The organism is Lachnospiraceae bacterium GAM79 (genome assembly GCA_020735665.1).
Classification (GTDB): domain Bacteria; phylum Bacillota; class Clostridia; order Lachnospirales; family Lachnospiraceae; genus Coprococcus.
Window position 1 is genome coordinate 1,889,532 of record CP085928.1, and the last position, 25,197, is coordinate 1,914,728.

Below are 25,197 nucleotides of genomic sequence, written 5' to 3' on the forward strand. Positions count from 1 at the left end.
AACCGAACGCGAGTTAGCACAGGAGTATTTACGAATCAGGCATATGCAGTAAACAGAAATCGCAGCACGTTATTTATAATAAGCGCAACCACCAGAGACAGGTAACAGTAGAGTTTTTACTATTTATCACTCCAATTCAAATGCTCCGGTATAAAGCTGGTAATAGGTTCCTTTCTTTGCGATCAGATCCTCATGTGTACCACGTTCAATGACTGCGCCATGATCCAGTACCATGATAACATCCGAATTCTTAACTGTAGACAAACGATGTGCAATGACAAATACGGTTCTGCCTTCCATCAGCCGGTCCATTCCCTGCTGAACCATCGCCTCCGTTCTTGTATCGATCGAGGAGGTTGCTTCATCCAATATCATAACCGGCGGATTGGATACGGCTGCTCTTGCGATCGAGATCAACTGCCGCTGTCCCTGTGACAATCCGCTTCCATCTCCGGCAAGCACCGTGTCATAACCATTTGGCAGCATCATAATGAAATTATGCGCATTCGCAAGCTTGGCGGCTGCAATACATTCCTCATCCGTGGCATTTGGATTTCCATATTTCAGGTTCTCCATAACCGTTCCGGTAAACAGATTGACCTCCTGTAATACGATACCGAGAGATGCCCGCAGATCCTTCTTGCGGATCTTATTAATATTGATTCCGTCATACCGGATCTTACCATCGTCTATATCATAGAAACGATTGATCAGATTGGTGATCGTCGTTTTTCCTGCTCCGGTAGCACCTACAAATGCGATCTTCTGACCCGGTTTCGCATAGAGCGTCACATCACGCAGAATCTGTTTGTCCGGATTGTAGCTGAAATCCACATGATCCAGAACGATATCGCCCTCTAATCTCTGGTAAGTAAGACTGCCATCCTCATGTGGATGCTTCCATGCCCAGATTCCGGTTCGTTCTTTCACTTCCACCAGCTCACCATTTTCCTCTTTGACATTTGCAAGTGTTACATAACCATTATCCACTTCCGGTTCTTCATCGATCAGCTTAAAGATACGTTCCGCGCCTGCAAGCGCCGTTACGATCGCATTGAACTGATTCGAAAGCTGCGAGATCGGATTGGTAAAGTTCTTCGACAACGTGAGGAAGGATGCGATCATACCAAGGGTGGCTGTATTCGTTCCGACCAGCGTCAGATTTGTTGCACCGGAGATCGCAAGCCATGCTCCAACAACCGCTACAACTACATACTGCACATAACCAAGTGCATTCATCATCGGCATCATTCCGCTTGCATAACCATTTGCACTGGCTGCTGCCTGCTGCCATTCCTGATTCTTTTTCTGGAAATCTTCTCTGGCTTTCTCTTCGTGGCAGAATACCTTAACAACCTTCTGGCCATTGACCATTTCCTCGATATAACCATCTAATGCACCAAGTGTCTGCTGCTGTTTTATAAAATAAAATCCACTCTTGCCACCGATGACCTTCACCAGCTTCATGATAAAGAACAGCATCACGACAACGATCAGTGTCAGATAAATGCTCTGATATAACATACAGCAGAATACCGCAACAACCGTACATATCGATGAGATCATCTGTGAAAGGGACTGTGCGATCATCTGGCGGAGCGTATCAGTATCGTTGGTATAGCAGCTCATGATATCTCCGTGTGTATGCGTATCAAAATAACGGATTGGCAGGCTCTGCATCTTCTCGAACATCTCATCTCGTATGGTTTTCAGAGTTCCCTGTGCGATCCCTACCATCAGGTAGTTATAAAACCATGTAGAAAATACACCGATCAGGTAAATAACGCCTACCATGCAAAGTGCCTTGATCAGCCCGGTATAGACCGGATGATCCATTGCAAGGATCGGGATGATATAATCATCGATCAGTATCTCGATAAACATTGCCGACGCTACACTTGCAAGTGCACTTAAGATAATACAGATAAATACAACAACCAGCGTCTTCTTATATGCTCCGATATAGGACAGCAGCCGTTTGGCTGTATTTTTATTGACCCTGCTGCCCTGCTCTCTGTCGGGTGCGTTCATCTGTTTCTTCTGTTTACTCATCCTGACCGCCTCCCTTCTGCTGTGATTCATATACTTCTCTGTAGATCGGACTCTTTACGATCAATTCTTCATGCGTACCTACATCCATGATCTTACCATCATCCAATACCACGATCTTATCTGCGTGCTGAACAGAGGAAATTCTCTGCGCAATGATGATCTTGGTCGTGTCCGGCAGGTATTCGGCAAATGCTTTCTGGATCATCGCATCGGTCTTCGTATCAACCGCACTGGTCGAATCATCGAGGATCAATATCTTCGGTTTCTTAAGAAGTGCCCGCGCAATACAAAGACGCTGCTTCTGTCCACCGGAGACATTTGTTCCACCCTGTTCAATATAGGTATCATATCCATCCGGCATCGCCTCAACGAATTCATCCGCGCAGGCAAGACGGCAGGCTTCTTTTACTTCTTCATCCGTCGCCTGTTCATTTCCCCAGCGGAGGTTCTCTTTTATCGTCCCTGAAAACAGTTCATTCTTCTGAAGAACCATTGCAACTGCATCACGAAGCACCTGCAGGTCATATTTGCGGACATCCACGCCACCGACCATAAGTGTTCCGCCTGTCACATCATACAGACGAGGGATCAACTGGACAAAGGAAGACTTCGATGAACCGGTTCCACCGATAATACCAACAGTCTCACCGGATCGGATCTTAAGATCTGCTCCGTCAATAACTTTCTTATCTGCCCGTTTGCTGTAAGAGAAATCCACATGATCATACACGATCGAACCATCTGCAACAGTCTGAACCGGGTTCTCCGGATTCTGTATCGTAGTTGTCTCCTCAAGCACCTCAACGATACGTTCCGTTGAAGATCTGGATATCATGATCATGACAAATACCATTGATAACATCATAAGTGCCATCAATATCTGCATCGCATATGTGATAAGTGCAGTCAACTTACCGGTCGTAAGTCCAAGTGCTTCGTTATTTCCGCTTGCCACAATGGCTTTTGCACCGATCCATGAAATTGCGATCATACATCCATACATGAAGAACTGCATCAAAGGAGAGTTAAATGCCAGGATTCTTTCTGCCTTTACAAAATCCTTATAGATATCACCTGATGCATGTTTGAATTTGCCGATCTCGGCTTCCTGCGAATTAAAGGATTTGACAACCCGCATTCCCTTTACATTTTCCTGAACGATATTATTTAAACCGTCATATTTGTGGAATACCCGTTCGAAGATCGGGTGTACCTTGGTTGCTATAAATATCAGACCGAATCCCATAAATGGAATAACGATCAGGAATATCCATGCCAGTTTTGCATTGATCGTAAAGGAAACGATCACGGAAAAGATCAGCATGATCGGTCCTCTGACTGCAATACGAATGATCATCTGATATGCGTTCTGAATATTCGTTACGTCTGTGGTCAGTCTTGTTACGATAGATGAAGTGGAAAACTTATCTATGTTAGAAAATGAAAATGTCTGGACATTATCATAGATATCCTGTCGCAGATTTGCGGAAAATCCTGCTGACGCTTTCGCACCGAGAACTGCTGCAAGCACACCTGTTAAAAGCTGTAAGGCTGCAAGCACAATCAGCCATGTTCCATCCTTTACGACAATACTCATCTTTCCACCTTCGATACCAAAATCCAACAGATCAGACATACAAAGTGGAATTAAAATCTCAAATACTACTTCAATTGCTGCACAGAATATCGTAAGCAGTGTCGGCTTCTTATATTCCCGCAAACTTTTTAATAATTTTCTGATCATACGTCCTCCTTCTTTCTTTATCTGATATTTTCATATAATTTTTCAAGCAGCTTTTTCGCCTGCGCCACCTCATTCTCTGAAAAAGAATGAAGCAGTCTCTGTTCCGCAGCTCTCCTGCCTTCATACATTTTATTGAGCAGTTTTTCAGCTTCACAGGTGCTGCATACCATCTTATTTCGTTTGTTATTCTCATCCAGATGACAGTTCAGATAACCTTTCTTTTCCAGACGGTTCACGATGCCGACAACTGTCGGATGCGCTACATCCAGAAATACCTCGATCTCCTTCTGTGTCACCATTCCACCATTCCAGTACACATATTCAATCACTCTTGCCTGTGAACTGGTCAGATCCACGTCACATAAATATGCGTCAAATCCGGCCTTCAGCTTATCATTGATCCGCTTAATATAATAACCGATGTCCTTCTCCGGACCACACGGCAGCTTTCGATCTGCATCCATATCCTTTTCCTGTTCCATTACGGTTCCTTTCTTTTATTTACAGCTATGTATAATTTCCGGAAAATGCTCTTACATTTAATGTTATATAGCTTGCATATCTTATACATACTATACATCTTTTTTCATGTGTAGCACGCTACATTTTAGTTCAAAAAAAAGAATGTGTCAACACCACTTCCTGTATTTTATATTAAAAAAACATAAAATCTTTCTCTTATAGTCAATTATCTAATTATACAAAAAACTCTACAGCACTCGGTCACGGGGATGGTGCTTGTTATAAAATAACATTGCGAGATTTCGTTGTGAACTGCACATTGCCGGTAAATACGAGTGCTTGTCCGTGTGAAGCGAGTTAGCACAGGAGTATTTACGAATAGGGCAATGTCCAGAGAACAGAAATCGCAGCACGTTATTTATAACAAGCGCCATCCCCGTGACCGAATGCTGTAGAGTTTCAGAATTCTTTTCTATGAATCGCACATCCGGTATCCGACCCCTAATTCATTCGTTATGTAATTCTCCTTACCGGGAACTGCACCGAACTTCTTTCGGATATTCGCCATATTCACCTGCAGCTTCTTCCGGCTTCCCGAATCATTATATCCCCAGATCTCGTTGATGATAAAACTGTAGGTCAGCATCTTACCTGCATGCTCGGATAACAACGCTACAATATTATATTCTGTCTGTGTCAGCTTCACTTCATTTCCGGCGATCGTAACCAGTCTTGCATCATAATTGATAACCAGCTCTCCAACCTCGAACCTTCCACCCGGCCGCAATCCGTCCTCTGCCCGATGCGTAGCGATACGGAGTGCTGAACGTACCCTTGCTACCAGTTCATTTGAACTGAATGGCTTGGTTACATAATCATTTGCACCCTCATTGAGTGCCTCTACTTTATCCCTCTCATCAGAACGTGCCGATAAAACGATGATCGGTGTAAATGATGATTGCCGCACTTCCCTTAAAAATGTCATTCCATCCCGATCCGGCAATCCCAGATCCAGAATGACCAGATCAGGACGATGGGATGCAAACATCATCTGTCCCCCCCGACAGGAATATGCGGAAACAGCCTGATATCCATTTGCTTCCATCAGCGCACTGATCAGATTATTAATATGTTCTTCGTCTTCAATTATCAATATCTTATATCTGTTATTAATCATTCTCAGTTTCCTCCATATCCAATGTAAACCGCACAACAGCACCGCCATCCTGCAGATTCTCCGCAGAGATCTCACCACCATGGGCTTTTACGATCGTGGTACATACCGACAATCCGATCCCTGCATTTTTCTTACTGCTGTCAAGTCCTGATTCACCATAAACCAGCTTCCCTGCAAATATATCCTTTACCTTGTCAACCGGAATACCACATCCGTTGTCCCGAATCTCAAATACTGCAAAATGCCCACTCGTATATACACGAAGCCCAAGCTTACTCATTCCCTCTGCATGCTGAACTGCATTTTCTAACAGATTCAGGATCAACTGCTCGACTAAGATCGCATCCATCGGAATCATGATCAGTTCATCCGGAATGTCAATCTCAACATTCTGATCTTCATACCGTTTATTGAACTTAACCAGGACAGAATCTAACAGCTCATCCAGCGCGATCGGGATCTTAATGATCTTAACATTTTTTCCATCCAGTCTGGTAATCGATAACATATTCTCAACCATTCGTGACAGCCATTGCGCATCCTGTTTGATTCCGCGAAGCATACTTTTCTTCTGCTCCTCCGTAAATTCATTCTTGTCATCTAACATTGCAGAGCTTGCACCATAAATCGTTGTAAGCGGTGTCCGAAAATCATGGGATACGGATCGGAGCAGGTTTGCCCGCATCTTCTCCTGCTCACTCTCTGCCTTTAACTGTTCCTGACTCTTCAGCTTATTTGTAAATCCGCAGGTAATAACTGCAATAGCTATCATGATAACGGCAGAGATCATATTTTCCGGAATCGTAAAATTAATCTTAAAATAAGGAAATGTAAATGCATAATTTACCGCCAGAATGCTGATGACAGATGCGACCGCACCATATAAGAAACCATCTGTGATAACGGATACCAGAAATACATCCAACAGAAAAATAGAGGGTATCAAAGTCTGATTTCCCCACTCCTTCTGCATAAACAGGGACAACAAAAATCCACATACCAATATCGCTGCCGTAATTAAAAAATTCTTTGTAAAATTCAGGAATCTGTTCATCATTTTCTCCGCTGTATCTTTTTGTAATCTGTTATAACAATCGTATCCATTTCAATCAATTTTGACAAGCATTATTATATATGCATATTCTAAACTGTCACAATATATATTGTAGCACGTTTTACGGTTAAGGCATGGTAAAAGGCTAAAAAAAGAAGACCTGATACCTGCGTTTCTCGGTACAACTATCAGATCTTCCCTTATCCGTTCCAATGTATGCTTTTCATATTTTGCAACCATAATCTACTGCACTCATTCTGAGCTTCCACAATCTTGCAGCAAGGAGAGCTGATTGGGCTGAAAAATATATGTCCTCTCTGACATAAATGCATATATTATGAACTTTCCCTCTCAATAATATATCGGTTTTCGATATACCTATGAGGTTATTATATCAAAACATTTATCAGATACAATAAACCTGTCGTAATCTGCAATGTTTCCGTCGTAATCGACATATTTCTACAAATTCCGGATACGGGTCTCTGCTCATGCGGTCAGATACAGATGAGATTCTTTCCTGTTATTCCACTGGAATCCCTCATGCCGCTCCATAATAAACTGGATGATCTGCTTATTATTCCGTATCTCCTTTCTGTTATCTGAATTCATCTCAATACCCTTCATGCGAAGTCCGATACCCTTAAGCACAACCTGAATATTTCCATCTGAGGATTCCGATGGTGCGATCTGAATCCGAAGTGTCCGGGGCAATGACTCTGATATGGAATCCCGCTTATTCTCTCCCTGATCTTCATTCAACAAAATAACATTATGTACCATCCGCTCGATCAGATATCCCATGTCGAGTTCTACATTTGTATCAATCTGAATTTCTTCTGCTGCAACTTCCGGATGAATACCTGCACCCTCACAGACAGATGTAACATTATTTAATGCCAGATTCAGGATTGAATGATCTGTGTATTTTATATACTCCTTCTGTTTTCCCGGTTTCAGATCCTCCTGTAACTGTCTGATCTGCTCCTGTTCCTTCCGGACATCTCCTGCCAGATCAAGTATATGCACATAATTATACAGATCATGCTTGATATCCCGCAGCCTGTTGTAATCAGCCAGAAGCTTCTCATAATCCTCTTTCTGCTGCTTCATCTTTGCTTCCAGAAAACGTATCATTTTTCTTTGATAGCTATTATATACGATCGTATACAGATGATACGTAACTATAAAAGCAGATGCCCAGATTCCCAGTGCTATAAACTGTGACATCAGATTAACCTCTTTTACCATAGTCACAAAATACACGACCAACATCATATATCCGGTTCCAACAGCCAGAATCCACACCATGCTTCTGGCAAATGATTGTCTCCGGAACTTCCCGTATGGCATAAATGTCCGCATAAACCAGACTTCAATGATCGTTCCTATGCCCTCACGCAAGGCTTCTACCCCAAGCCAGACAAGCAATGCCTTTGCACTGTATAATACCGGTGTATCATTATATGCATATCCAAACAGCTCCTCGATCACTGCTGACATCGTCACCGTAACAAGATCAAATGTCATAATACCCACCATAAATGATACCAAATTTATAACCATGCGCTCTTTACGGTATAATACGACACCTACAAGCATCATCGCAAATCCAAAAGTATAGACGATGGTGCGAAACCATACCGGTGCATCAAGCTGTATACTTGTATTTATTAAAACGCGGAGGAAAAACATATTTAAAATATTCAATCCCAGATAGATCCGGTCTCTTCTTCCACGATCCATTCCCATATAAGCACCCAGATAAATATTAAATTGTAATGCCGTGATCAGGGCTGCTCCGAGCACCTGCAGGAATGTCCATATGTTCATTTATTATCTCACCTTCTATGTTCCGGCCACTGTATCCCGCATCCATTTTCTGACTTTTTTCTTGTCTTATATTAACAAATTTACTATAATATTACCAGTTAATTAGAAATAATTCTTCTTGGGAATTACTATTTGCAGGGGGCAACAAATATGGACTTAAAACTTTTATTATGCGATGATTCGGATTTACAATTAAAAGAAACAACAACCTTCGTACATTCCTGTCTGAATACTTACACAGCATTTACATCCGTGATCAATCCTTACAAACCGGAAGAACTAAAGAAGTTGCTTGAAAATGATATGCTCGACTATGATATTGCCATTTTAGATATTGAGATGGGCGAATTAAATGGTATCGACCTCGCTTCTGCGATCAACCAACGATGCCCGCAATGTGCAGTTATTTTTCTTACCAGCCATACCGATTATATCTCTGACTCTTATGAAGTCCGTCATATATATTATGTTACGAAGGATTCCATACAAAGATATCTGCCAAAAGCCCTCGATAAAGCAGTCCGGCTTACTGTCGAACGCAAGACTCGATTTCTGGATATTACTTCCAATCGCAAACGCTATACACTCCCCTGCGATTCGATCACATATATCGAACGAATCGGGCGGGAGATCATTATCTATACAAATGAACAAAAATCGTACAAAGTATACGAATCCATTCAGGCTGTAAGTAAGCGTCTTCCTGCCTGTTTCTCACAATGCCACAGTTCTTTTGTGGTGAATCTTGAATATGTTAAAAATGCCGCCTCACAGGAGATTGAACTGACTGACGGTGTTAAACTGCCTGTCGGCAGGCGTTACGCCAAGCCGATCAAAGCCGCCTACCTGAAATACATTTCCGAGCACGCTATGTTGTAAACTAACGACAAGACAACTATATGACATGCGCTTGTATCCATTCATGCCGCAGAACACTCCCGTTCTATTCTCACTATCTAGTTGCTTTCATATGTTTCAGAAAATAAAATTCTGCAAATAACAATATTTCTGATAAAAAAGGGAATACTTGATTTTAACCGGAGCATATGATATATTGTGTTTAGGCAAAAACGATATTAACAGTCCGTAAGGGCAACAAAAAAGCCATGAGATGCCACTCATGGCTTTTTCTATTCCGTTTCGGCAAAGGTGGCTTAAACCTTAGGCTGGTTGCCGATTATTTGTCTCCGTCCAACCATTTGCATATGTAGTAGGCAACTACACTTGCCATAACAGAGATAATAAACGATACTAACACTTCCGTAAGTCAACCCCCCTTTCTGTGCCTATATAGGGGTGGCAACGGATTTAGTATATCACAGATGAAACTCTTTTACGAACAAAAAAGATGCCATTTACAACATAACCGCGACTTCGAAGGTATCGCCCTTGTCGGTAAACTCGACCGTGCCATCGTATTTGGCGACGATCTGACGGATAATCCGGACACCCCTGCCATGGTTTTCTGCATCGAGTTTTGTTGTATGGAATTGATTTTCTGTAACAGAAATCTCCGTTCTTTTGGAATTTTCAATGGTAACAAAGAAGTTGCTTCCACGATTCAATATCGATATATGTATGTATCTTTTATTTTTCCCATTTATATCCTGTGCCGGTACAGACTCGGCTGCTTCTATCGCATTGTCTAACAGATTGGCAAACAGACGGATCTTGTCGACATCTTCCATCTGAATCTCCGGTAAACCGGTCGGGATATTATAGGTAAATGCGATCTGTTTTTCTGTTGCAAGATCCCGCTTATCTGAGATCGTGCAGTCAAGGATCGTGTCATTTGTCACAATCATCTGTCTGATCTGTTCGATCTCCTTCTTCTTTTTTTCTATATATCCTTTGGTGTCTTTCTGTTCTCTGATCAGTTCATTGATCTCATTTGAAATCTCATATATCTTTTTATTGGTATCCTCGATCGTCTTCATATGCGTATACGAAGACTGAATACTTCTTGTAAACTGTTGTCTTTTCTTTTTCAGCTTTTTTGCTGAAATGATATTGTAGATCAGCGATCCTATAAGCGCAATTACTACTGCTATAATTATCCATGTTTTCTCGTTTATCTGCGGCATATTATCCTCTGATTATCCTATTTCTATATGTAACTCTGCAATACAGGTGATCCGGTATGCAATAAAATTTTATACTTAGCTATCCTATCTGTGCGTACAAATTTTAGTATATCTATTATTTTTTCTCTGTCAATAATATTTTTGCCTTTAGATTTTGTCCCAGATAACACCCTGACTGCGTTTTCCTCTTTCTATAAAAATTATATATATGGGTTGACTCTTTCATTTTTGAAGTTATAATAGTTCTAAAAAAAACTTAATTAAGAAATGAGGAATATATATGATCCTACAACCGCCATCCAATATTTTTGATATGACAAAAAGCCTGATGAAGCTTCAGGAAAAATATCTTGAAAGCATCCGGACAGACTATAAGCTTTCACGGATTGAAGTTATCATCATTACTTTTTTACACAATAATCCGGCACATGATACTGCCAGAGATATCGTAGCGTTTCGTATGCTGCAGCGTGGAAATGTATCCACAGCCATTGATTCTCTCGCCGACAAAGGCTATCTGACCAGACATCCGGATACAAATGATAAACGGATCATTCATCTGAAGCTCTCTGATAGATCAATTCCCGTTGTACATGCGATCGAGAAAAAGCAGGATGAACTGATCTCCTGCATCTTTGAAGGTTTTTCAGATGATGAAAAGAAGAATTTTGCATCCTATAACAAGCGTTTGTATGACAATGTGTTATCGCATTTAAAATAACATGATCACACCCTGTCACCTGAATACTTCGCAGTTCGGACAATACTATATTCAGGCAAGCTTATATCACAATTAACTTTTATACAATATAAAACATCAATCAAAGGAACGAGGAATATACATGAAGAAACAAAGACAAGCCTACAGCATGACTGATTCTCCAAACAACACATCAAAAGCTTCACCACCAACCGGCGGAGAATCCATATCGAAAAACGGAAGAAGCAACCAACCGAACCGGATTGCCCACAACGCAGGCTCATCCGACCGGGAATTTCTGGCAAAAGAACCGATCGGTAAATTATTGGCAAAGCTCGCACTTCCTACAGTCGCCGCACAGATGATCAATATGCTGTATAACATCGTTGATCGTATTTACATTGGTCATATTCCACAAAACGGTTCACTGGCACTTACCGGTGTCGGTGTCTGTATGCCCCTTATCATGATCATCTCCGCTTTCGCGGCTCTGGTCGGAAATGGCGGTGCTCCACGGGCTACCATCTATATGGGCAAAAATAAAAAAGACGATGCCGAGAAAATCCTCGGTAACTGTTTTACCATGCAGATCATCTTATCCGTTATACTGACTGCTGTTCTTCTGATTTGGAATCGCGATCTGCTTCTGGCATTCGGTGCAAGTAAGAATACCATTAACTATGCAACCTCATATATGAATATCTACGCAATCGGCACAATCTTTGTACAGCTCACTCTGGGTATGAATGCATTTATCACTGCACAGGGCTTCGCCAAAGAAGGTATGTTGTCCGTACTGATCGGTGCGATCGCGAATATCATCTTAGACCCGATCTTTATCTTTGCGCTTCATATGGGGGTAAAAGGTGCGGCTCTTGCAACGATCATTTCTCAGGGCTGTTCCTGCATCTGGGTCTTAAGCTTCCTCTTCGGCAAACGGACAACACTCCGTATCCGTGTGAAAAACCTCGGTTTGCAGGCCTCCTATATCCTGCCATGTCTGGCACTCGGTTCTGCTGTCTTTATCATGCAGGGAAGTGAAAGTATCATATCTGTGTGCTTCAACTCCTCCCTTCTGAAATATGGCGGAGATATGGCAGTCGGTGCTATGACGATCCTTACCAGCGTCATGCAGTTCGCCATGCTCCCACTTCAGGGACTTGGGCAGGGTGCTCAGCCGATCATCAGTTATAACTATGGTGCAAAAAATGCATCCCGAGTAAAGGATGCATTCAAACTTCTGCTAAAGGTCAGCCTGACATATTCTGTTTTATTATGGCTTTGCATTATGTGTTTCCCTCAGGTTTTTGCATCCATCTTTACCCCGGATACAGCCCTGATCGCATTTACCAAGGATGCACTTAGATACTACCTTGCGGTTATGTTCTTATTTGGAATCCAGATCTCCTGTCAGATGACATTCAATGCTCTCGGCAACGCTCCGGCATCCATCATCGTTGCGATCATGCGTAAATTCGTCCTGTTGATCCCATTGATCTTCATTATGCCGCATATCTACACCGCAGATAAGACAATGGCTGTCTACATGGCAGAACCGATCGCAGACCTGATCGCCGTAACCTTCACCGCCATCCTGTTCTTCTTCCAGTTCAGAAAGGCACTACGAGAGATCGAGTAAATAATTCTATCAGATAAAATGACCGGATAATCATATCCTGTTCTTACAGGCATTTGACTATCCGGTCGTTTATATTTTTCATCGAGCTTTTTCGTGCTTTAATTCAGGCAACACCGTGGCACACATTGTAAAGAAGCTGGCACATCCGCCGATCAGATTCGAGATTGGCTCTGCCCAGAATACACCATCCACTCCAAGATTTCCGATTTTCGGAAGCAGAATGGTAAGCGGCACTACGATAAACGCCTTCCGAAGCAGAGAAAAGAAGGTAGCCTTTTTCGCCTTTCCAAGCGCAAGGAACACACTCTGTCCGGTAAACTGCAATGCCATAAAACAAAATCCAAAGAAATATATATGTAATGCCGGAACCCCTTTTGCGATCAGTTCCGGTGAATGATTAAATATACGGATAAACGGCTCCGGGAACAATCTGAGAATGCCCCATGCCGCAAAAGTATAGGTTACGCATAATATAGTCAGGAAACGGATGGCTTTCCGTACCTTCTCATATGCCCCTTCTCCATAATTAAAGCTCATGACCGGAGATGCACCATTTGTAATACCCATAACCGGAAGTGTACAGATATCGCGCACGGAATTCAACACGGTCATAACGCCCACATAGATATCCCCACCATAGACCTGAAGTGTCGCATTACATACAACCTGTACCAGACTGTTTGTAAATGCCATGATAAAGCTGGATACTCCCAGACCGATGATCCGCAAAACCCGTTTCCACTGCAGCCACATACAGCTCCATTTCAAATGAAGCACTGCCCGTTTTCCGGTCAGGAATACAAGTACCCATACTGTCGAGCAAAACTGAGAAATGATCGTCGCAATAGCCGCTCCTCTTACTCCCAGATTTAAAACAAAGATAAATATAGGATCCAGTATTATATTTAAAACTGCTCCGATCAGAACCGATATCATCCCTGTATTTCCAAAGCCCTGACTGTTGATAAACGGATTCATTCCTACCGATACCATGACAAATACCGTTCCCAGCAGATAGATCTGAATATAGGAGCCTGCATATGGGAATGTATCATCACTTGCACCAAACAGATAAAGAATCGGCTTATAAAAGATCAGCCCGATAATCGTCAATACAATTCCTGTTCCGATCAATAACGTAAAAGCATTTCCCATCAGATGCTCTGCTTCTTCATCATTACCCTTACCGCGTTCCATGGAACAAAGCGGTGCACCTCCATTTCCATACAGATAGGTAAAGGCGGTGATCAGTGAAATGATCGGAAAGCACAGACCTACCCCTGTCAGTGCAGTTGTACCGACTTCCGGGATCCGTCCGATGTAGATCCTGTCAACCACGTTATATAAAAGATTAAGTAGCTGTGCCAGAATCATTGGTACAGCTACTTCTATAATATTTCTATATACATTTCCACTTGAGAAATCTGTCTGATGTGCCTGCAATACCGTCTTCCTCTTTCAAAATAACATACAATATGATCCGTTCTGTTCCGTCAATACTTTCAAAAGCATTCTCTGTCAGAAAATACTTTTCAGAACTGTCTTTTATATTATATTCTTTTTTGAAGTGAAGTCAAATAACACTTATCCTCTATGCGTGATAAAGGTTGACCGCCTTTTCGATCAGTGCCAGTTCCTCTGCTTCCATCTCGGTTGTTCTCTGCTTCTCAGCAGCCTTCAGATTACTGAGTATCTGTTCCGGCTTCGATGCACCGATCAAAACGGTTGTAACCTCCGGTTTGTTCAGCAGCCATGCAATCGCAAGCTCTGACAAGCTCATATTATAGCCTGCTGCAATATCATTTAACTCTGTCAGAAGCGGACGCATCGATACGACCTGATCCTCATGAAGGAACCGTCCGTCTCTTGCCACCCGACTGTCCTTTGGAATATTCTGCAGATATTTATCGGTTAACATACCCTGTGCCAGTGGAGAAAAGCAGATCAGTCCTCTTCCGGATGCATATGTCTGCTTCAGTAGTCCGTTCTTCTCAACTGTCCGATCCAGAATATTGTAACGATTCTGATTGATGATAAACGGACAATGCAGTTCGTCCAGAATCCGCTCTGCTTTCGCCATCGTCGGACCGTCATAATTCGACAGACCTACGTATAAAGCCTTACCGCTTCTTACGATCTGTGCAAGTGCTTCCATCGTTTCTTCTAATGGTGTGTTCGGATCCATGCGATGATGATAGAAGATATCTACATATGGAAGTCCCATTCTCTTTAAGCTCTGATCCAGACTCGCGATCAGGTATTTGCGGCTGCCCCAGTTGCCATAAGGACCTTCCCACATATCAAATCCTGCTTTTGTACTGATCACCATCTCGTCTCTGTAAGCACTCATTTCTTCCCGGAGGATTCTGCCGAAGTTTTCCTCTGCGCTTCCATATACCGGACCGTAATTATTTGCCAGATCAAAATGTGTGATTCCGTGATCAAATGCGGTAAAGCACATCTGTTTCATATTCTCATAATTATCTACACTACCGAAATTATGCCAGAGACCAAGTGCGATCGGAGGAAGCATCAGACCGCTTTTACCGCAATGGCGGTAAAAATCCGTTCCTTCTGTCTCTGTATATCTGGTCTTTGAAGCTGTATATTCAGCCATATAAACTAACCCCTTTCTATCTTAAACAAACAGGCAATTGTATCTTCTCTATGCCCTGTATTCCGGCACGTTTACAATTGCCTGTCTGTTACTTATTTACTGAATATTTTCATTATGCACCATAGCCATCCGGATTCATGCTCTGCCATCTCCATGAATCTGCGCACATCTCGTCAATTCCGTATTCTGCTTCCCAGCCAAGTTCTTTCTTAGCAAGAGTTGCATCAGAATAACAGGTTGCGATATCACCTGCACGACGAGGCTTGATCTCATAAGGAATCTTCTTGCCGCATGCCTTCTCAAATGCCTTAACAACATCTAAAACGCTGTATCCTTTTCCTGTACCCAGATTGTAAATCTTTACACCCGGATTCTCTTTGATCTTATTGATCGCTTTTACATGACCCTTGGCAAGATCTACAACATGAATATAATCTCTGACACCTGTTCCGTCCGGTGTATCATAGTCATCACCGAATACACCAAGACAAGGAAGCTTTCCTACCGCTACCTGTGCTACATAAGGAAGCAGGTTGTTTGGAATACCCTTTGGATCTTCTCCGATCAGTCCGCTCTTATGTGCTCCGATTGGATTGAAGTAACGAAGCAGGATTACATTCCATTCCGGATCTGCTGTGTGGATATCTGTCAGGATCTGCTCAAGCATATGCTTGGTCCAGCCGTAAGGATTTGTGCAGACACCCTTTGGACATTCCTCTGTGATCGGAATAAATGCAGGATTGCCATATACGGTTGCAGATGATGAAAAGATAATGTTCTTGCATCCATTCTCGCGCATTGCCTTGCAAAGTGTTAATGTACCCGCAATGTTATTCTCATAATATTCGAGTGGCTTACGAACAGACTCACCAACTGCCTTTAAGCCTGCAAAATGAATTACTGTATCCGGCTTTTCTTTTGCAAAGATTTCATTCATTGCATCCAGATCACGGATATCCTTCTCATAAAATGTTACGTCTTTTCCTGTTATCTCTTTTATTCTTCCAATTACTTTCGGACTCGCATTATACAGATTGTCAACAACTACTACATCATATCCTGCTTCTAATAATTCAACGCAGGTATGACTTCCAATATAACCAGCACCACCTGTTACTAAGATCTTCATATCATAATCCTCCTGTAAAATAAATTCTTAACCTTCGGTTATCACAACATTTATCGGTACCGGATTCTCTGTTACGATAACCACTATCATCATTATACACGAGAATAAAAACTAATCAATAGTTTTTGCTAAATTTTTACTAAAAGTTAGTAAATTTTATTCTTTTTGTTTACTGCATGAATTCTACCGCATGCTTCCGCTTCCATATCGGCATCAGATTCCGCTGGCAGGTCGGATTCTTCCGCTGTTCAATCCCGATCGTATGAAAGAAGGTCTTCCAGAGTTCGGTATATTCATCCTTCAATAATTCCGTCTGTCGGAGCGTCTTCATTTCCTCATCGGACAACTCCCGCAAATACATCTTCTGAGCCTTTTCCTTCATATATCGGTTCTGTTCTGAAATCTCTCTTTCTCTATCTGCCTGCTGCCCTGAGTAATGTTTTCCCGGATGGATCACCGCATACTTCCGGTTATCATCAAGGATCATAAAATATTCATCCGGCATCCGGTCTGCAAAATGCTCTGCCACCTGATAGATCACATCATGCTTCGGTTCCAGATGACAGACATACACCTTATTATCGATCGAATTGAATCTGGCAAATTCCCGAAAATGATGAATTTCATTTCCAACTGCCCGCCGAATCTCCAGCATCCGGCTAACCGGAGGCTCTGCAAGCATCCCGATCACCCTTGGTCCTGCCTGAAATCCGATCCGCAAAAACCGGTAGATATCGTCCAGTACATCATCTTCCATCAGACAGGCATAATACACATCGATATATGCCTGCATCCCGATCTTATTTCGAACGGAACGCAGAACCTTTTCCGTCTTTTCTGCATCGGCATCCACATGGACATACTCGTCAAATAAAGTTGCCTGCACGATCGGCTCCGTCCGTAACTGCACCTTATCATGTCCGACCCGGAGTGCATAAACCCATGCATCATAGATGCAGGTCATCATATCTTCTAATTGATGTTTACAGGTAAATATCCTCATATTTACATTCTCCCATCTATATCCTCATCTATCTATAAAATCTATCCTGACAATATTTCTTCATACAATCGTCTATTCTTAAATAGGATTTTACATTTATCCACAAATCAATTCGGAACTCCAAATACTCCCTGAGCATCAAAAAAGGATAACTGCCTATATTCTTCTTCCTTATGCTCTACCTGCCAGTTTTCTTTTGCATACTCGCCTATCAGTTGTCTGGTAATATACTGCTCTTCGATCGGTATCTTATACATCATCCGTCCTCCACAGGTAATAAAATAATGCGCCCGTTTCAACACCACGCCCATCTTCTTCAGATGGTCAAATTCCAGATGTCCGTACCGTCTCGCCTTTACGATCCTGCCTGCTGATTTCGGTCCTATCCCCGGCACCCGGAGCAGCGTATCATAAGAAGCTGTCTGCACTTCGATCGGGAACTGTTCCAGATGCCGGATCGCCCAGTCGCATTTCGGATCCATCCGGACATTAAAATTCGGTCGCTCCTCCGACAACAATTCATCTGCCTGAAATCCGTAAAACCGCAGCAGCCAGTCTGCCTGATACAGTCGGTGTTCTCTCAGAAGCGGAACCGGAGTCGCAAGAGACGGAAGTGCCGAGTCCTCATTTACCGGAATATAGGCGGAATAAAAGACACGTTTCAGATCATAGTTCTGGTATAACTTCTGTGTTGTCTGAACCAGCGTATAGTCGCTCTCATCGGATGCCCCAATGATCATCTGTGTACTCTGACCTGCCGGTGCAAATGCCCGTGGCTTCCATGTATCCTGAGTTGCCGGAGCAAAGGAAGCAGCTTTCTTCCAAAGAGAGCCGCCTCCATTACTCTGTGCTCCGGTCAGCCGTAACTGTTCTTTCCCGAATATACTTCCCGGCAGGTAACGATTCCCCAGACTGCGTTCCATTCTTGCATCTTTCCCTATCAGGGTTCTTGTCTCTGCGATCGTATCACGCACCTTCCCCATCGGAGTCATGATCGTCTGGAAACTCTTATTCGGAGCAAGCTTCTTTAGGCTCTCCGCAGTCGGCAGCTCCAGATTCACACTGATGCGGTCGGCCAGAAATCCGGCAGCCGCAAGTAGTTCATCCGGTGCACCCGGAATCGTCTTTACATGAATATATCCGTTGAACCTGTATTTTGTACGAAGGAGCTGTAAGGTTATACAGATCTGCTCCATCGTGTATGCCGGATCATGGATCACACCGGAGCTTAAGAACAGCCCTTCTATATAATTCCTTTTATAAAATTCGATCGTCAGTTCACAGATCTCCTCCGGCGTAAAAGTGGCACGCTTGACATCATTCGATACTCGGTTCACGCAATACTTGCAGTCATAAATACAATGATTCGTCATCAGAATCTTGAGCAGAGAGATACAGCGTCCGTCTGATGCAAAGCTGTGACAGATTCCGCAGGATCGTGCATTTCCGAGCATTCCTTCCTTTCCTTTTCGATCCACACCGCTGGATGTACATGCCACATCATACTTCGCCGCATCCGCCAGTATATGTAATTTTTCCTGTATAGTTTTATTTGCTTGTATTTCGAACATATGTTTATTATAAGAACTTACGTTCGATTTTTCAAGTGGAAATTTTTGTTTTTTGTGTTTGCGGACGAAAAAGGCTTCCGCTCTACCTTCGACGTAATGGTACATAAGGCTGCAAAATACGCAGCCTAAGTACCAACGCGAATAAACTGAGACCTTAACGAGGGGACCGAGTTTAGTTCGAAGTTACACAGAGGGGGCAGGCTTGCTTCACAATAATAATACTCTCGTCCATTTTGCTCAAAAACAATACTTTGCAAACAGGTTTGATATATCTGCAATATTAACAGGAAGCCTTTTTCTGTCTTTGTAATAAACTACATGCATATTTCCACATTTAAAAATCAAACTGGTAATCGTTTCATATTGCGAAAATGTTACAGAATTATTACAATTCCATTGTACTCGATCGATACATTTATAAATTACAACAGGAGGATCTTATTATGTGTATGAATTGTAACTGTTCAGATCTTTGGAATATGATCTGCAAATATCTGGGTTTAGGCTGTTAAATTAAAAAAAGGCTTCCCACTAATGTATGGGCTTATATCTTTATGGAACAGACCTTTTTTCACGTCGGTCCTTAGTGAACTGCGATAAGCAGTGAACTTAGTACCGTTACGTGAAAAATAGAACGCAAGTGTTCTGTGAAATAAAGGATATAGCCCATGCATCAGTGGGAAGCCTTTTTATTATTAAATATTTTAATTATTTCTTCTTATTCTTCAAGTCTGTCACCAGAATCATTGCTGCGCCGACTACCATAACGATCGCACCGATCAGCAGGAAGATGGTTCCATAGCCAAGGCTATAGACTATATCGCCATTGGTATTATTCTTAATCTGAACCATTGTATTGACCAGATCGATCATGATCACAGCCAGAGTCAGGATCGCTGTAAGTAACGTCCATTTTCTTGCATTTTTAAATACCATTATAATACTTGTGATCAATGCAAAAAATATAACAAGGATTCCATCTCCACTCAGGAAATTGACGGATTCTGTTGTTCCATCCACAGTCGCCTGAACGAACGGCTGGAAGTTTGCCCATATCAGAAGCACCGCCATAAGTCCGATCAGAACTCTTCCGATCGCAACAGGTTTCGGTGTCTCCATCTTCTCATTTGCTACATTTGAAAACCGTTTGGAGATTCCTCCATAGGTCTTACTGTAATCCATAATGGATAAATCTTTCTCTCTGTGCTCTCCACTGCCGGAGGTTGTCTGCACAGAATCTTTCTCATTCTGTTCTGCCATAAAAAACTCCTTTAATTACTCCTCTGGGACAAGGCTACGATCGTGAAACGATTTACAACCTTTGTCATTGCTTCCTACTGCTCCCGGAAAATGATATTTCCTGTCGCTGCATCCATCTCGTCTACAATTGCAAGGGATTCCAGATGATATCCCAGATTCCGGATGATCTGTCCGCCGGTCTGGAAGCCTTTTTCGATTACGATACCGATTCCCGCAACATTTGCACCGGCTGATGTCACGATAGAGATCAGTCCCTGAAGGGCACAGCCATTTGCAAGGAAGTCATCAATGATCAGAACATTGTCGTCCGGATTCAAGAACTTCTTTGACACGATAACCTGATTCTTACATTTGTGGGTAAAGGATTCTACCTCTGCCACATACACTTCACCTTCTATATTGATGCTTTTTGATTTCTTCGCAAAGATAACAGGCACATCAAACTGTCGCGCTGCCACACATGCGATCCCGATTCCGGATGCCTCGATCGTGAGAATCTTATTGATCGGCGTTCCTTCAAAACGCTTCTTAAATTCTTCACCGATCTGGTCAAATAACCGGATGTCCATCTGGTGATTCAAAAAGCTGTCAACCTTTAATACATTTCCTTCTTTGACAATTCCGTCTTTTACAATTCTTTCTTCTAAGAAATTCAACTGTAGTTCCTCCTTGAGATTGCTTTCGTCCTTAACAAACAATTAGTACAATCATACATCATTTCTCGACGAGATTCTACTGGAAATGTATTTTTTATGATTCGGATTATTTACGCCTACCAGTCTGATCCCATTTTGCTGAGTGCTGATGCAATACTATCAATTCCAAGCACGATCAGATACAGTCCGATCAGATAACCGAATGCGACAACTGCCATAATCGGTTCTATCAGAAGCATAATTCCGATCACGATACCGATGATATTCAACAACAGGGATACAAGTCCGAAGCTGTTACCTGCAAAATACCGTACAGTGCTGATATGGGACAGTCTGGATATACTGTGCATAATGATCCAGAGTGCAAAGAGCCAGATCACTAACCGTTGTGCGGCTCCCGGACAGAGAATCAGCATCATACCAAGCAGGGTACTTAAGATGCCGGAGGTCAGGGATACTGTCGGTACAACTCCCATATGCCGCTCCATCTTTACATAGAATATAATATCAGCTATACCGCTGACTGCTGCCACGATTCCGTAACAGATGACAATACTGTTCAACATACTTTCAGGACGGATCATCGTAAAGATGCCAAGTATAGTGAGTATGATTCCAAGTATCAGCTCCATCCAGCCAAATTCTGTTCGTTTCCTCATAATTCTCACCTCTTATCCTGTAAAATGCTCATAAATTCGTCTCCTGTGATCGTCTCTTTCTCATATAAAAAGGCTGCCAGCTCATCCAGCTTTTCCCGGTTCTCCTCTAAGATCTTACGCGCTTTTTCATGCTGAACCTTCACCAGTTCTACAACCTTGCGGTCAATCTCCCGCTGGGTTTCCGGTGAACAGGTAAGGGATGTATCCCCACCAAGATACTGATTATTTCTCGTCTCCATCGCAACCATATCAAAGTCATCATTCATGCCATACTGGGTAATCATCGCCCGTGCGATCTTCGTTGCCTGCTCGATATCATTCGATGCTCCGGTCGTAACTTCACCGAATATCACTTCCTCTGCTGCACGTCCACCGGTAAAGGTTGCAATCTTATTTTCCAGTTCTTCTTTTGTCAGCAGATATTTGTCTCCCTGTTCCACCTGCATGGTGTAGCCGAGCGCACCTGAGGTTCTCGGAATGATCGTGATCTTCTGTACCGGTGCCGAGTGCGACTGCATGGCCGCTACGAGTGCATGGCCGATCTCATGATAGGCAACCACATGCTTTTCTTTATCTGATAAAACAGCATTCTTCTTCTGATATCCTGCGATAACTACTTCTACGCTTTCTTCAAGATCTGCTTCTGTAACGATCGTTCTGCCTGCCCGTACTGTCCGAAGAGCTGCTTCATTTACGATATTTGCCAGCTCTGCACCGGAAGCTCCTGCTGCCATTCTTGCGATCGTATGGAAATTCACATCATCCGAAACCTTGATCTTTCTGGCATGTACCTGAAGGATTGCTTCCCTTCCTTTCAGATCCGGAAGTTCAACCGGAACTCTACGGTCGAATCGACCCGGACGGGTAAGTGCAGGATCAAGCGATTCCGGTCGGTTTGTTGCCGCCAGGATGATAACGCCGTTGTTTCCTTCAAAGCCATCCATCTCAGTCAGGAGCTGGTTCAAGGTCTGTTCTCTTTCATCATTTCCTCCGATCTGTCCGTCACGCTTCTTACCGATCGCATCGATCTCATCGATAAATACGATACATGGTGCTTTTTCCTTTGCCTGCTTGAACAGATCTCTGACCTTGGAGGCACCCATACCTACAAACATTTCTACGAATTCCGAACCGGACATCGAGAAGAACGGTACATTGGACTCTCCCGCAACTGCTTTTGCAAGCATTGTTTTACCGGTTCCCGGAGGACCTACTAACAGGACACCTTTTGGCATCAAAGCACCGACATCCGTATATTTCGCAGGGTTGTGCAAATAATCAACGATTTCTGCCAGATTTTCTTTTGCTTCATCCTCTCCTGCGACATCCGAGAAACGGATACCGTTTGTTGACTGCACATATACCTTGGCATTGCTCTTGCCCATTCCAAAGGACATCGCATTCTTACCGCCCGCCTGTTCGATCAGCTTCTTACTGAAATACTGACCCAGTCCGATGAATATAATGATCGGAAGAAGGAATGTCAACAGGAAATGCCAGACCGGTGATACCGTCTCATCGACATTCTTTGAAAATACCGCTCCGGCATCGTATAACCGTTCCGTCAGTCCCGGATCATCCATAGCTCCGGTCTTATAGTATGTGTTCTTATCCTTGTCTGTGAAGATGATCTCAGAATCATCCACCTCTACTTCACCAATATTTTTCTCATTGATCATCTTCATAAATGTTCCGTAATCTACTTCCTTGACCTGTATCTTCATCAGAAGCGGATAAATAAACATATTAAAAACCAGAAGAACGACCAGCACGATCCCATAATAGAAGATCAACGGCTTCTTGGGTGATTTTACTTCTTTCATATGTCTCCTCTCTTTCCGGCAGGTACCTGTAATTTCTACATATATGTACTGCCTTTTCCTGTATTATTTCCAAGTTTCGCAAATTATCGCAGCAATTGCCGCTGACCTGTGTTGACACAGCTTTTGGTATTGCTTATGCAGGAAAAGCTATTAGCACTCGCTATATAAGAGTGCTAAGTTTCTTTTAGAACAATATAGCCAGAAAAAAAGGAAATGTCAATCTCTTTTATAAAGATTTCACACTTCCTTTACAGCTTTTTATTTTATATTATTTTGATACATCAATTATAAATTCCGGCGTTCCCATTGCTCCTGCACCCAGCTCATATTTATTAAAAAATACCACAACCTGATCCTTGTCATTGATATAAAACTGTGTATCTTCATTGATCAAATCTTCCAGATCTAAATCTTCCCAGAGATAGAATTTCTTTTCGTCGTCCCAGGTATTGATCTGCTTCTGAACCTCATCGGCTATGATCTTCTTATAATTGCTGCCAAACCATTCTTTTAATGTAATATCCTTTCCTGTATCCAGATCAATGTTATAATAGAACATCTGGTAATAACCGGTTGCCCGGGTCTCATTTTCACTGATCACAAAAGATACATAATGTTCATCCAGACATTTGACCTCATAGTCAATAACGATATCATATGGGATAAAGTTCTTCGGATCTCCCCCGGTTAATATATAAGCGTTATACTCTTCTTCCGCACGCTTCTTACTTGCTTCCACTTCCTGGTTGATCATCTTTGCTATCTCACGATTCACACGCTTTTCCAGTTCGGAATTTCCGGTATTATTCAACTGCGGAACTTTCACATTTACATATTTGGCTTCATCCGCATATTCATATTCCCGGAAGGTAAATACCTGACACACAGGACCGATAAACGGCGTATCTGCTGCTGCCTTTGCAAACGTCGGAGATACATTCAGCAGAACCACAAATATCAAAAACATTGCAGCTACGGCCTCTCCTGCATAACGCAGTATATGTTTCTTCCGTCTCGTATATATATTAACAGGCTTCTGATCCGACATCCCTGTGCTCTCTGTCGTCAGCCCTTCTTCTATCGCATCCTGAACTATGGAATTCAATTGTTCCGGGATTTTTATATTTTCATATTCCTCTTTATTAAACTTCATCATAAACCTCCAAATCCAGCTTTAAGAGTTTCAAAGCCTTATACAACCTTGATTTTACTGTGTTGATATTATCTCCTGTAACCTCTGCGATCTTGTCAAATTGCATATCTTCAAAAAAACGCAAAAGAACGACTGTTTTCAATTTTGCCGGAAGCCGATCCATAGAATGATACAGATCGACATATTCCTCCTGCTTTCCCGTCCTGTCTGTACTGTCTTCAAGTGAATCATCCTCCTGCAGATAGACAACCTTTTTTTGCCTTCGCAAAGCCATCAGACATTCATTGATCAGTATACGATACGCCCATGTTTCAAAGTATTCCGGACTTTTTACCTGGCTCCGGTTCTGCAGTATCTTAACGACCGCATCATGAACCGCATCTAAAGCATCCTGTTCATTCTTCATATAGCCAAATGCCATCCGATAAAACTTCTCCTGATTATCCTCAATAAATCGTATCACTATAGTTGACCGGATTCCCGTATCTTGTGATTCCTGCTTTTTATAACCGGCACGTTCATTCTGATATTTCGTTTTTCTTAAAATACTACGCTCATTCACGTTCTGTTCCCTCTGTTAA

At 42.5% G+C, this 25,197-nt stretch carries 21 protein-coding genes; 3 read left to right on the forward strand and 18 right to left on the reverse strand.

Annotation, left to right across the window (positions count from 1 at the left end; genetic code table 11):
• Window positions 1-126: 126 nt before the first annotated feature.
• From LK416_08395 to LK416_08420, 6 genes are all read right to left on the reverse strand, one after another.
• Window positions 127-2,031: an ABC transporter ATP-binding protein/permease gene (locus LK416_08395; GenBank protein UEA75893.1), complete on the reverse strand. Its 1,905-nt coding sequence runs from the start codon at window positions 2,029-2,031 to the stop codon at window positions 127-129.
• Window positions 2,032-2,044: 13 nt separating this feature from the next.
• The gene (locus tag LK416_08400) at window positions 2,045-3,796 is read right to left on the reverse strand and encodes an ABC transporter ATP-binding protein/permease (protein UEA73707.1); all 1,752 of its coding nucleotides are present in this window, start codon (window positions 3,794-3,796) and stop codon (window positions 2,045-2,047) included.
• 17 nt (window positions 3,797-3,813) lie between these two features.
• Window positions 3,814-4,278 carry a MarR family transcriptional regulator gene (locus LK416_08405; protein UEA73708.1) on the reverse strand — a complete coding sequence of 155 codons (465 nt, stop codon included), beginning with the start codon at window positions 4,276-4,278 and terminating at the stop codon, window positions 3,814-3,816.
• 452 nt (window positions 4,279-4,730) lie between these two features.
• On the reverse strand, window positions 4,731-5,435 hold the full coding sequence (locus tag LK416_08410) for a response regulator transcription factor (protein UEA73709.1): 705 nt from the start codon (window positions 5,433-5,435) through the stop codon (window positions 4,731-4,733).
• Window positions 5,428-6,489 carry a DUF4118 domain-containing protein gene (locus LK416_08415; GenBank protein ID UEA73710.1) on the reverse strand — a complete coding sequence of 354 codons (1,062 nt, stop codon included), beginning with the start codon at window positions 6,487-6,489 and terminating at the stop codon, window positions 5,428-5,430. Before LK416_08415 ends, LK416_08410 begins: the two co-directional genes overlap by 8 nt.
• Window positions 6,490-6,978: 489 nt before the next feature.
• Window positions 6,979-8,322: a hypothetical protein gene (locus LK416_08420; protein UEA73711.1), complete on the reverse strand. Its 1,344-nt coding sequence runs from the start codon at window positions 8,320-8,322 to the stop codon at window positions 6,979-6,981.
• A 150-nt stretch (window positions 8,323-8,472) separates the two neighbouring features.
• Here LK416_08420 and LK416_08425 point away from each other — a divergent pair, with 150 nt between their 5' ends.
• Entirely contained in the window at window positions 8,473-9,201 is a 729-nt protein-coding gene (locus tag LK416_08425) for a LytTR family DNA-binding domain-containing protein (protein UEA73712.1), read from the forward strand.
• Window positions 9,202-9,677: 476 nt separating this feature from the next.
• Here LK416_08425 and LK416_08430 read toward each other — a convergent pair whose 3' ends face one another.
• Window positions 9,678-10,406 (reverse strand): GHKL domain-containing protein, encoded by a 729-nt coding sequence (locus LK416_08430; protein ID UEA73713.1) that lies wholly within the window; start codon window positions 10,404-10,406, stop codon window positions 9,678-9,680.
• Between the two features lie 280 nt (window positions 10,407-10,686).
• Between LK416_08430 and LK416_08435 the strand changes: the two genes are divergently transcribed.
• Both LK416_08435 and LK416_08440 read left to right on the forward strand, forming a co-directional pair.
• A complete protein-coding gene (locus LK416_08435; GenBank protein UEA73714.1) occupies window positions 10,687-11,127 on the forward strand; it encodes a MarR family transcriptional regulator in 441 nt (146 codons plus the stop codon).
• A gap of 121 nt (window positions 11,128-11,248) precedes the next feature.
• The gene (locus LK416_08440) at window positions 11,249-12,745 is read left to right on the forward strand and encodes an MATE family efflux transporter (GenBank protein ID UEA73715.1); all 1,497 of its coding nucleotides are present in this window, start codon (window positions 11,249-11,251) and stop codon (window positions 12,743-12,745) included.
• A gap of 78 nt (window positions 12,746-12,823) precedes the next feature.
• Here the strand turns inward: LK416_08440 and LK416_08445 are convergent, their stop codons facing one another.
• From LK416_08445 to LK416_08495, 11 genes are all read right to left on the reverse strand, one after another.
• Complete coding sequence (locus LK416_08445; protein ID UEA73716.1) at window positions 12,824-14,188, reverse strand: MATE family efflux transporter; 1,365 nt, start codon at window positions 14,186-14,188, stop codon at window positions 12,824-12,826.
• A gap of 148 nt (window positions 14,189-14,336) precedes the next feature.
• Complete coding sequence (locus LK416_08450; protein UEA73717.1) at window positions 14,337-15,362, reverse strand: aldo/keto reductase; 1,026 nt, start codon at window positions 15,360-15,362, stop codon at window positions 14,337-14,339.
• A 112-nt stretch (window positions 15,363-15,474) separates the two neighbouring features.
• The gene (gene galE / locus LK416_08455) at window positions 15,475-16,491 is read right to left on the reverse strand and encodes a UDP-glucose 4-epimerase GalE (protein ID UEA73718.1); all 1,017 of its coding nucleotides are present in this window, start codon (window positions 16,489-16,491) and stop codon (window positions 15,475-15,477) included.
• Window positions 16,492-16,660: 169 nt separating this feature from the next.
• Window positions 16,661-17,494, reverse strand: a complete 834-nt coding sequence (locus LK416_08460) for a TIGR03915 family putative DNA repair protein (GenBank protein UEA73719.1) — start codon at window positions 17,492-17,494, stop codon at window positions 16,661-16,663.
• A 107-nt stretch (window positions 17,495-17,601) separates the two neighbouring features.
• Window positions 17,602-19,065 carry a putative DNA modification/repair radical SAM protein gene (locus LK416_08465; protein ID UEA73720.1) on the reverse strand — a complete coding sequence of 488 codons (1,464 nt, stop codon included), beginning with the start codon at window positions 19,063-19,065 and terminating at the stop codon, window positions 17,602-17,604.
• 708 nt (window positions 19,066-19,773) lie between these two features.
• The gene (locus tag LK416_08470; GenBank protein ID UEA73721.1) at window positions 19,774-20,325 is read right to left on the reverse strand and encodes a hypothetical protein; all 552 of its coding nucleotides are present in this window, start codon (window positions 20,323-20,325) and stop codon (window positions 19,774-19,776) included.
• Window positions 20,326-20,399: 74 nt separating this feature from the next.
• Window positions 20,400-20,981 (reverse strand): xanthine phosphoribosyltransferase, encoded by a 582-nt coding sequence (locus LK416_08475; protein ID UEA73722.1) that lies wholly within the window; start codon window positions 20,979-20,981, stop codon window positions 20,400-20,402.
• A gap of 116 nt (window positions 20,982-21,097) precedes the next feature.
• Window positions 21,098-21,640, reverse strand: coding sequence for a DUF308 domain-containing protein (locus LK416_08480; protein ID UEA73723.1), 543 nt, complete (start codon window positions 21,638-21,640; stop codon window positions 21,098-21,100).
• A 5-nt stretch (window positions 21,641-21,645) separates the two neighbouring features.
• Complete coding sequence (gene ftsH, locus LK416_08485; GenBank protein ID UEA73724.1) at window positions 21,646-23,463, reverse strand: ATP-dependent zinc metalloprotease FtsH; 1,818 nt, start codon at window positions 23,461-23,463, stop codon at window positions 21,646-21,648.
• A gap of 268 nt (window positions 23,464-23,731) precedes the next feature.
• Entirely contained in the window at window positions 23,732-24,616 is an 885-nt protein-coding gene (locus LK416_08490) for a DUF3298 and DUF4163 domain-containing protein (protein ID UEA73725.1), read from the reverse strand.
• Entirely contained in the window at window positions 24,606-25,178 is a 573-nt protein-coding gene (locus LK416_08495; protein ID UEA73726.1) for a sigma-70 family RNA polymerase sigma factor, read from the reverse strand. Before LK416_08495 ends, LK416_08490 begins: the two co-directional genes overlap by 11 nt.
• Window positions 25,179-25,197 lie beyond the last annotated feature (19 nt).

What these genes read in the sequence shown, in the direction of transcription:
- LK416_08425 (UEA73712.1), top strand. Translation starts at nt 8,473, where the DNA reads ATGGACTTAAAACTTTTATTATGCGATGATTCGGATTTACAATTAAAA.
- ftsH (UEA73724.1), bottom strand. Translation starts at nt 23,463, where the DNA reads ATGAAAGAAGTAAAATCACCCAAGAAGCCGTTGATCTTCTATTATGGG.
- LK416_08465 (UEA73720.1), bottom strand. Translation starts at nt 19,065, where the DNA reads ATGTTCGAAATACAAGCAAATAAAACTATACAGGAAAAATTACATATA.
- LK416_08440 (UEA73715.1), top strand. Translation starts at nt 11,249, where the DNA reads ATGAAGAAACAAAGACAAGCCTACAGCATGACTGATTCTCCAAACAAC.
- LK416_08460 (UEA73719.1), bottom strand. Translation starts at nt 17,494, where the DNA reads ATGAGGATATTTACCTGTAAACATCAATTAGAAGATATGATGACCTGC.
- LK416_08490 (UEA73725.1), bottom strand. Translation starts at nt 24,616, where the DNA reads ATGAAGTTTAATAAAGAGGAATATGAAAATATAAAAATCCCGGAACAA.
- galE (UEA73718.1), bottom strand. Translation starts at nt 16,491, where the DNA reads ATGAAGATCTTAGTAACAGGTGGTGCTGGTTATATTGGAAGTCATACC.
- LK416_08410 (UEA73709.1), bottom strand. Translation starts at nt 5,435, where the DNA reads ATGATTAATAACAGATATAAGATATTGATAATTGAAGACGAAGAACAT.
- LK416_08420 (UEA73711.1), bottom strand. Translation starts at nt 8,322, where the DNA reads ATGAACATATGGACATTCCTGCAGGTGCTCGGAGCAGCCCTGATCACG.
- LK416_08400 (UEA73707.1), bottom strand. Translation starts at nt 3,796, where the DNA reads ATGATCAGAAAATTATTAAAAAGTTTGCGGGAATATAAGAAGCCGACA.
- LK416_08430 (UEA73713.1), bottom strand. Translation starts at nt 10,406, where the DNA reads ATGCCGCAGATAAACGAGAAAACATGGATAATTATAGCAGTAGTAATT.
- LK416_08415 (UEA73710.1), bottom strand. Translation starts at nt 6,489, where the DNA reads ATGAACAGATTCCTGAATTTTACAAAGAATTTTTTAATTACGGCAGCG.
- LK416_08450 (UEA73717.1), bottom strand. Translation starts at nt 15,362, where the DNA reads ATGGCTGAATATACAGCTTCAAAGACCAGATATACAGAGACAGAAGGA.
- LK416_08470 (UEA73721.1), bottom strand. Translation starts at nt 20,325, where the DNA reads ATGGCAGAACAGAATGAGAAAGATTCTGTGCAGACAACCTCCGGCAGT.
- LK416_08395 (UEA75893.1), bottom strand. Translation starts at nt 2,031, where the DNA reads ATGAACGCACCCGACAGAGAGCAGGGCAGCAGGGTCAATAAAAATACA.
- LK416_08435 (UEA73714.1), top strand. Translation starts at nt 10,687, where the DNA reads ATGATCCTACAACCGCCATCCAATATTTTTGATATGACAAAAAGCCTG.
- LK416_08480 (UEA73723.1), bottom strand. Translation starts at nt 21,640, where the DNA reads ATGAGGAAACGAACAGAATTTGGCTGGATGGAGCTGATACTTGGAATC.
- LK416_08405 (UEA73708.1), bottom strand. Translation starts at nt 4,278, where the DNA reads ATGGAACAGGAAAAGGATATGGATGCAGATCGAAAGCTGCCGTGTGGT.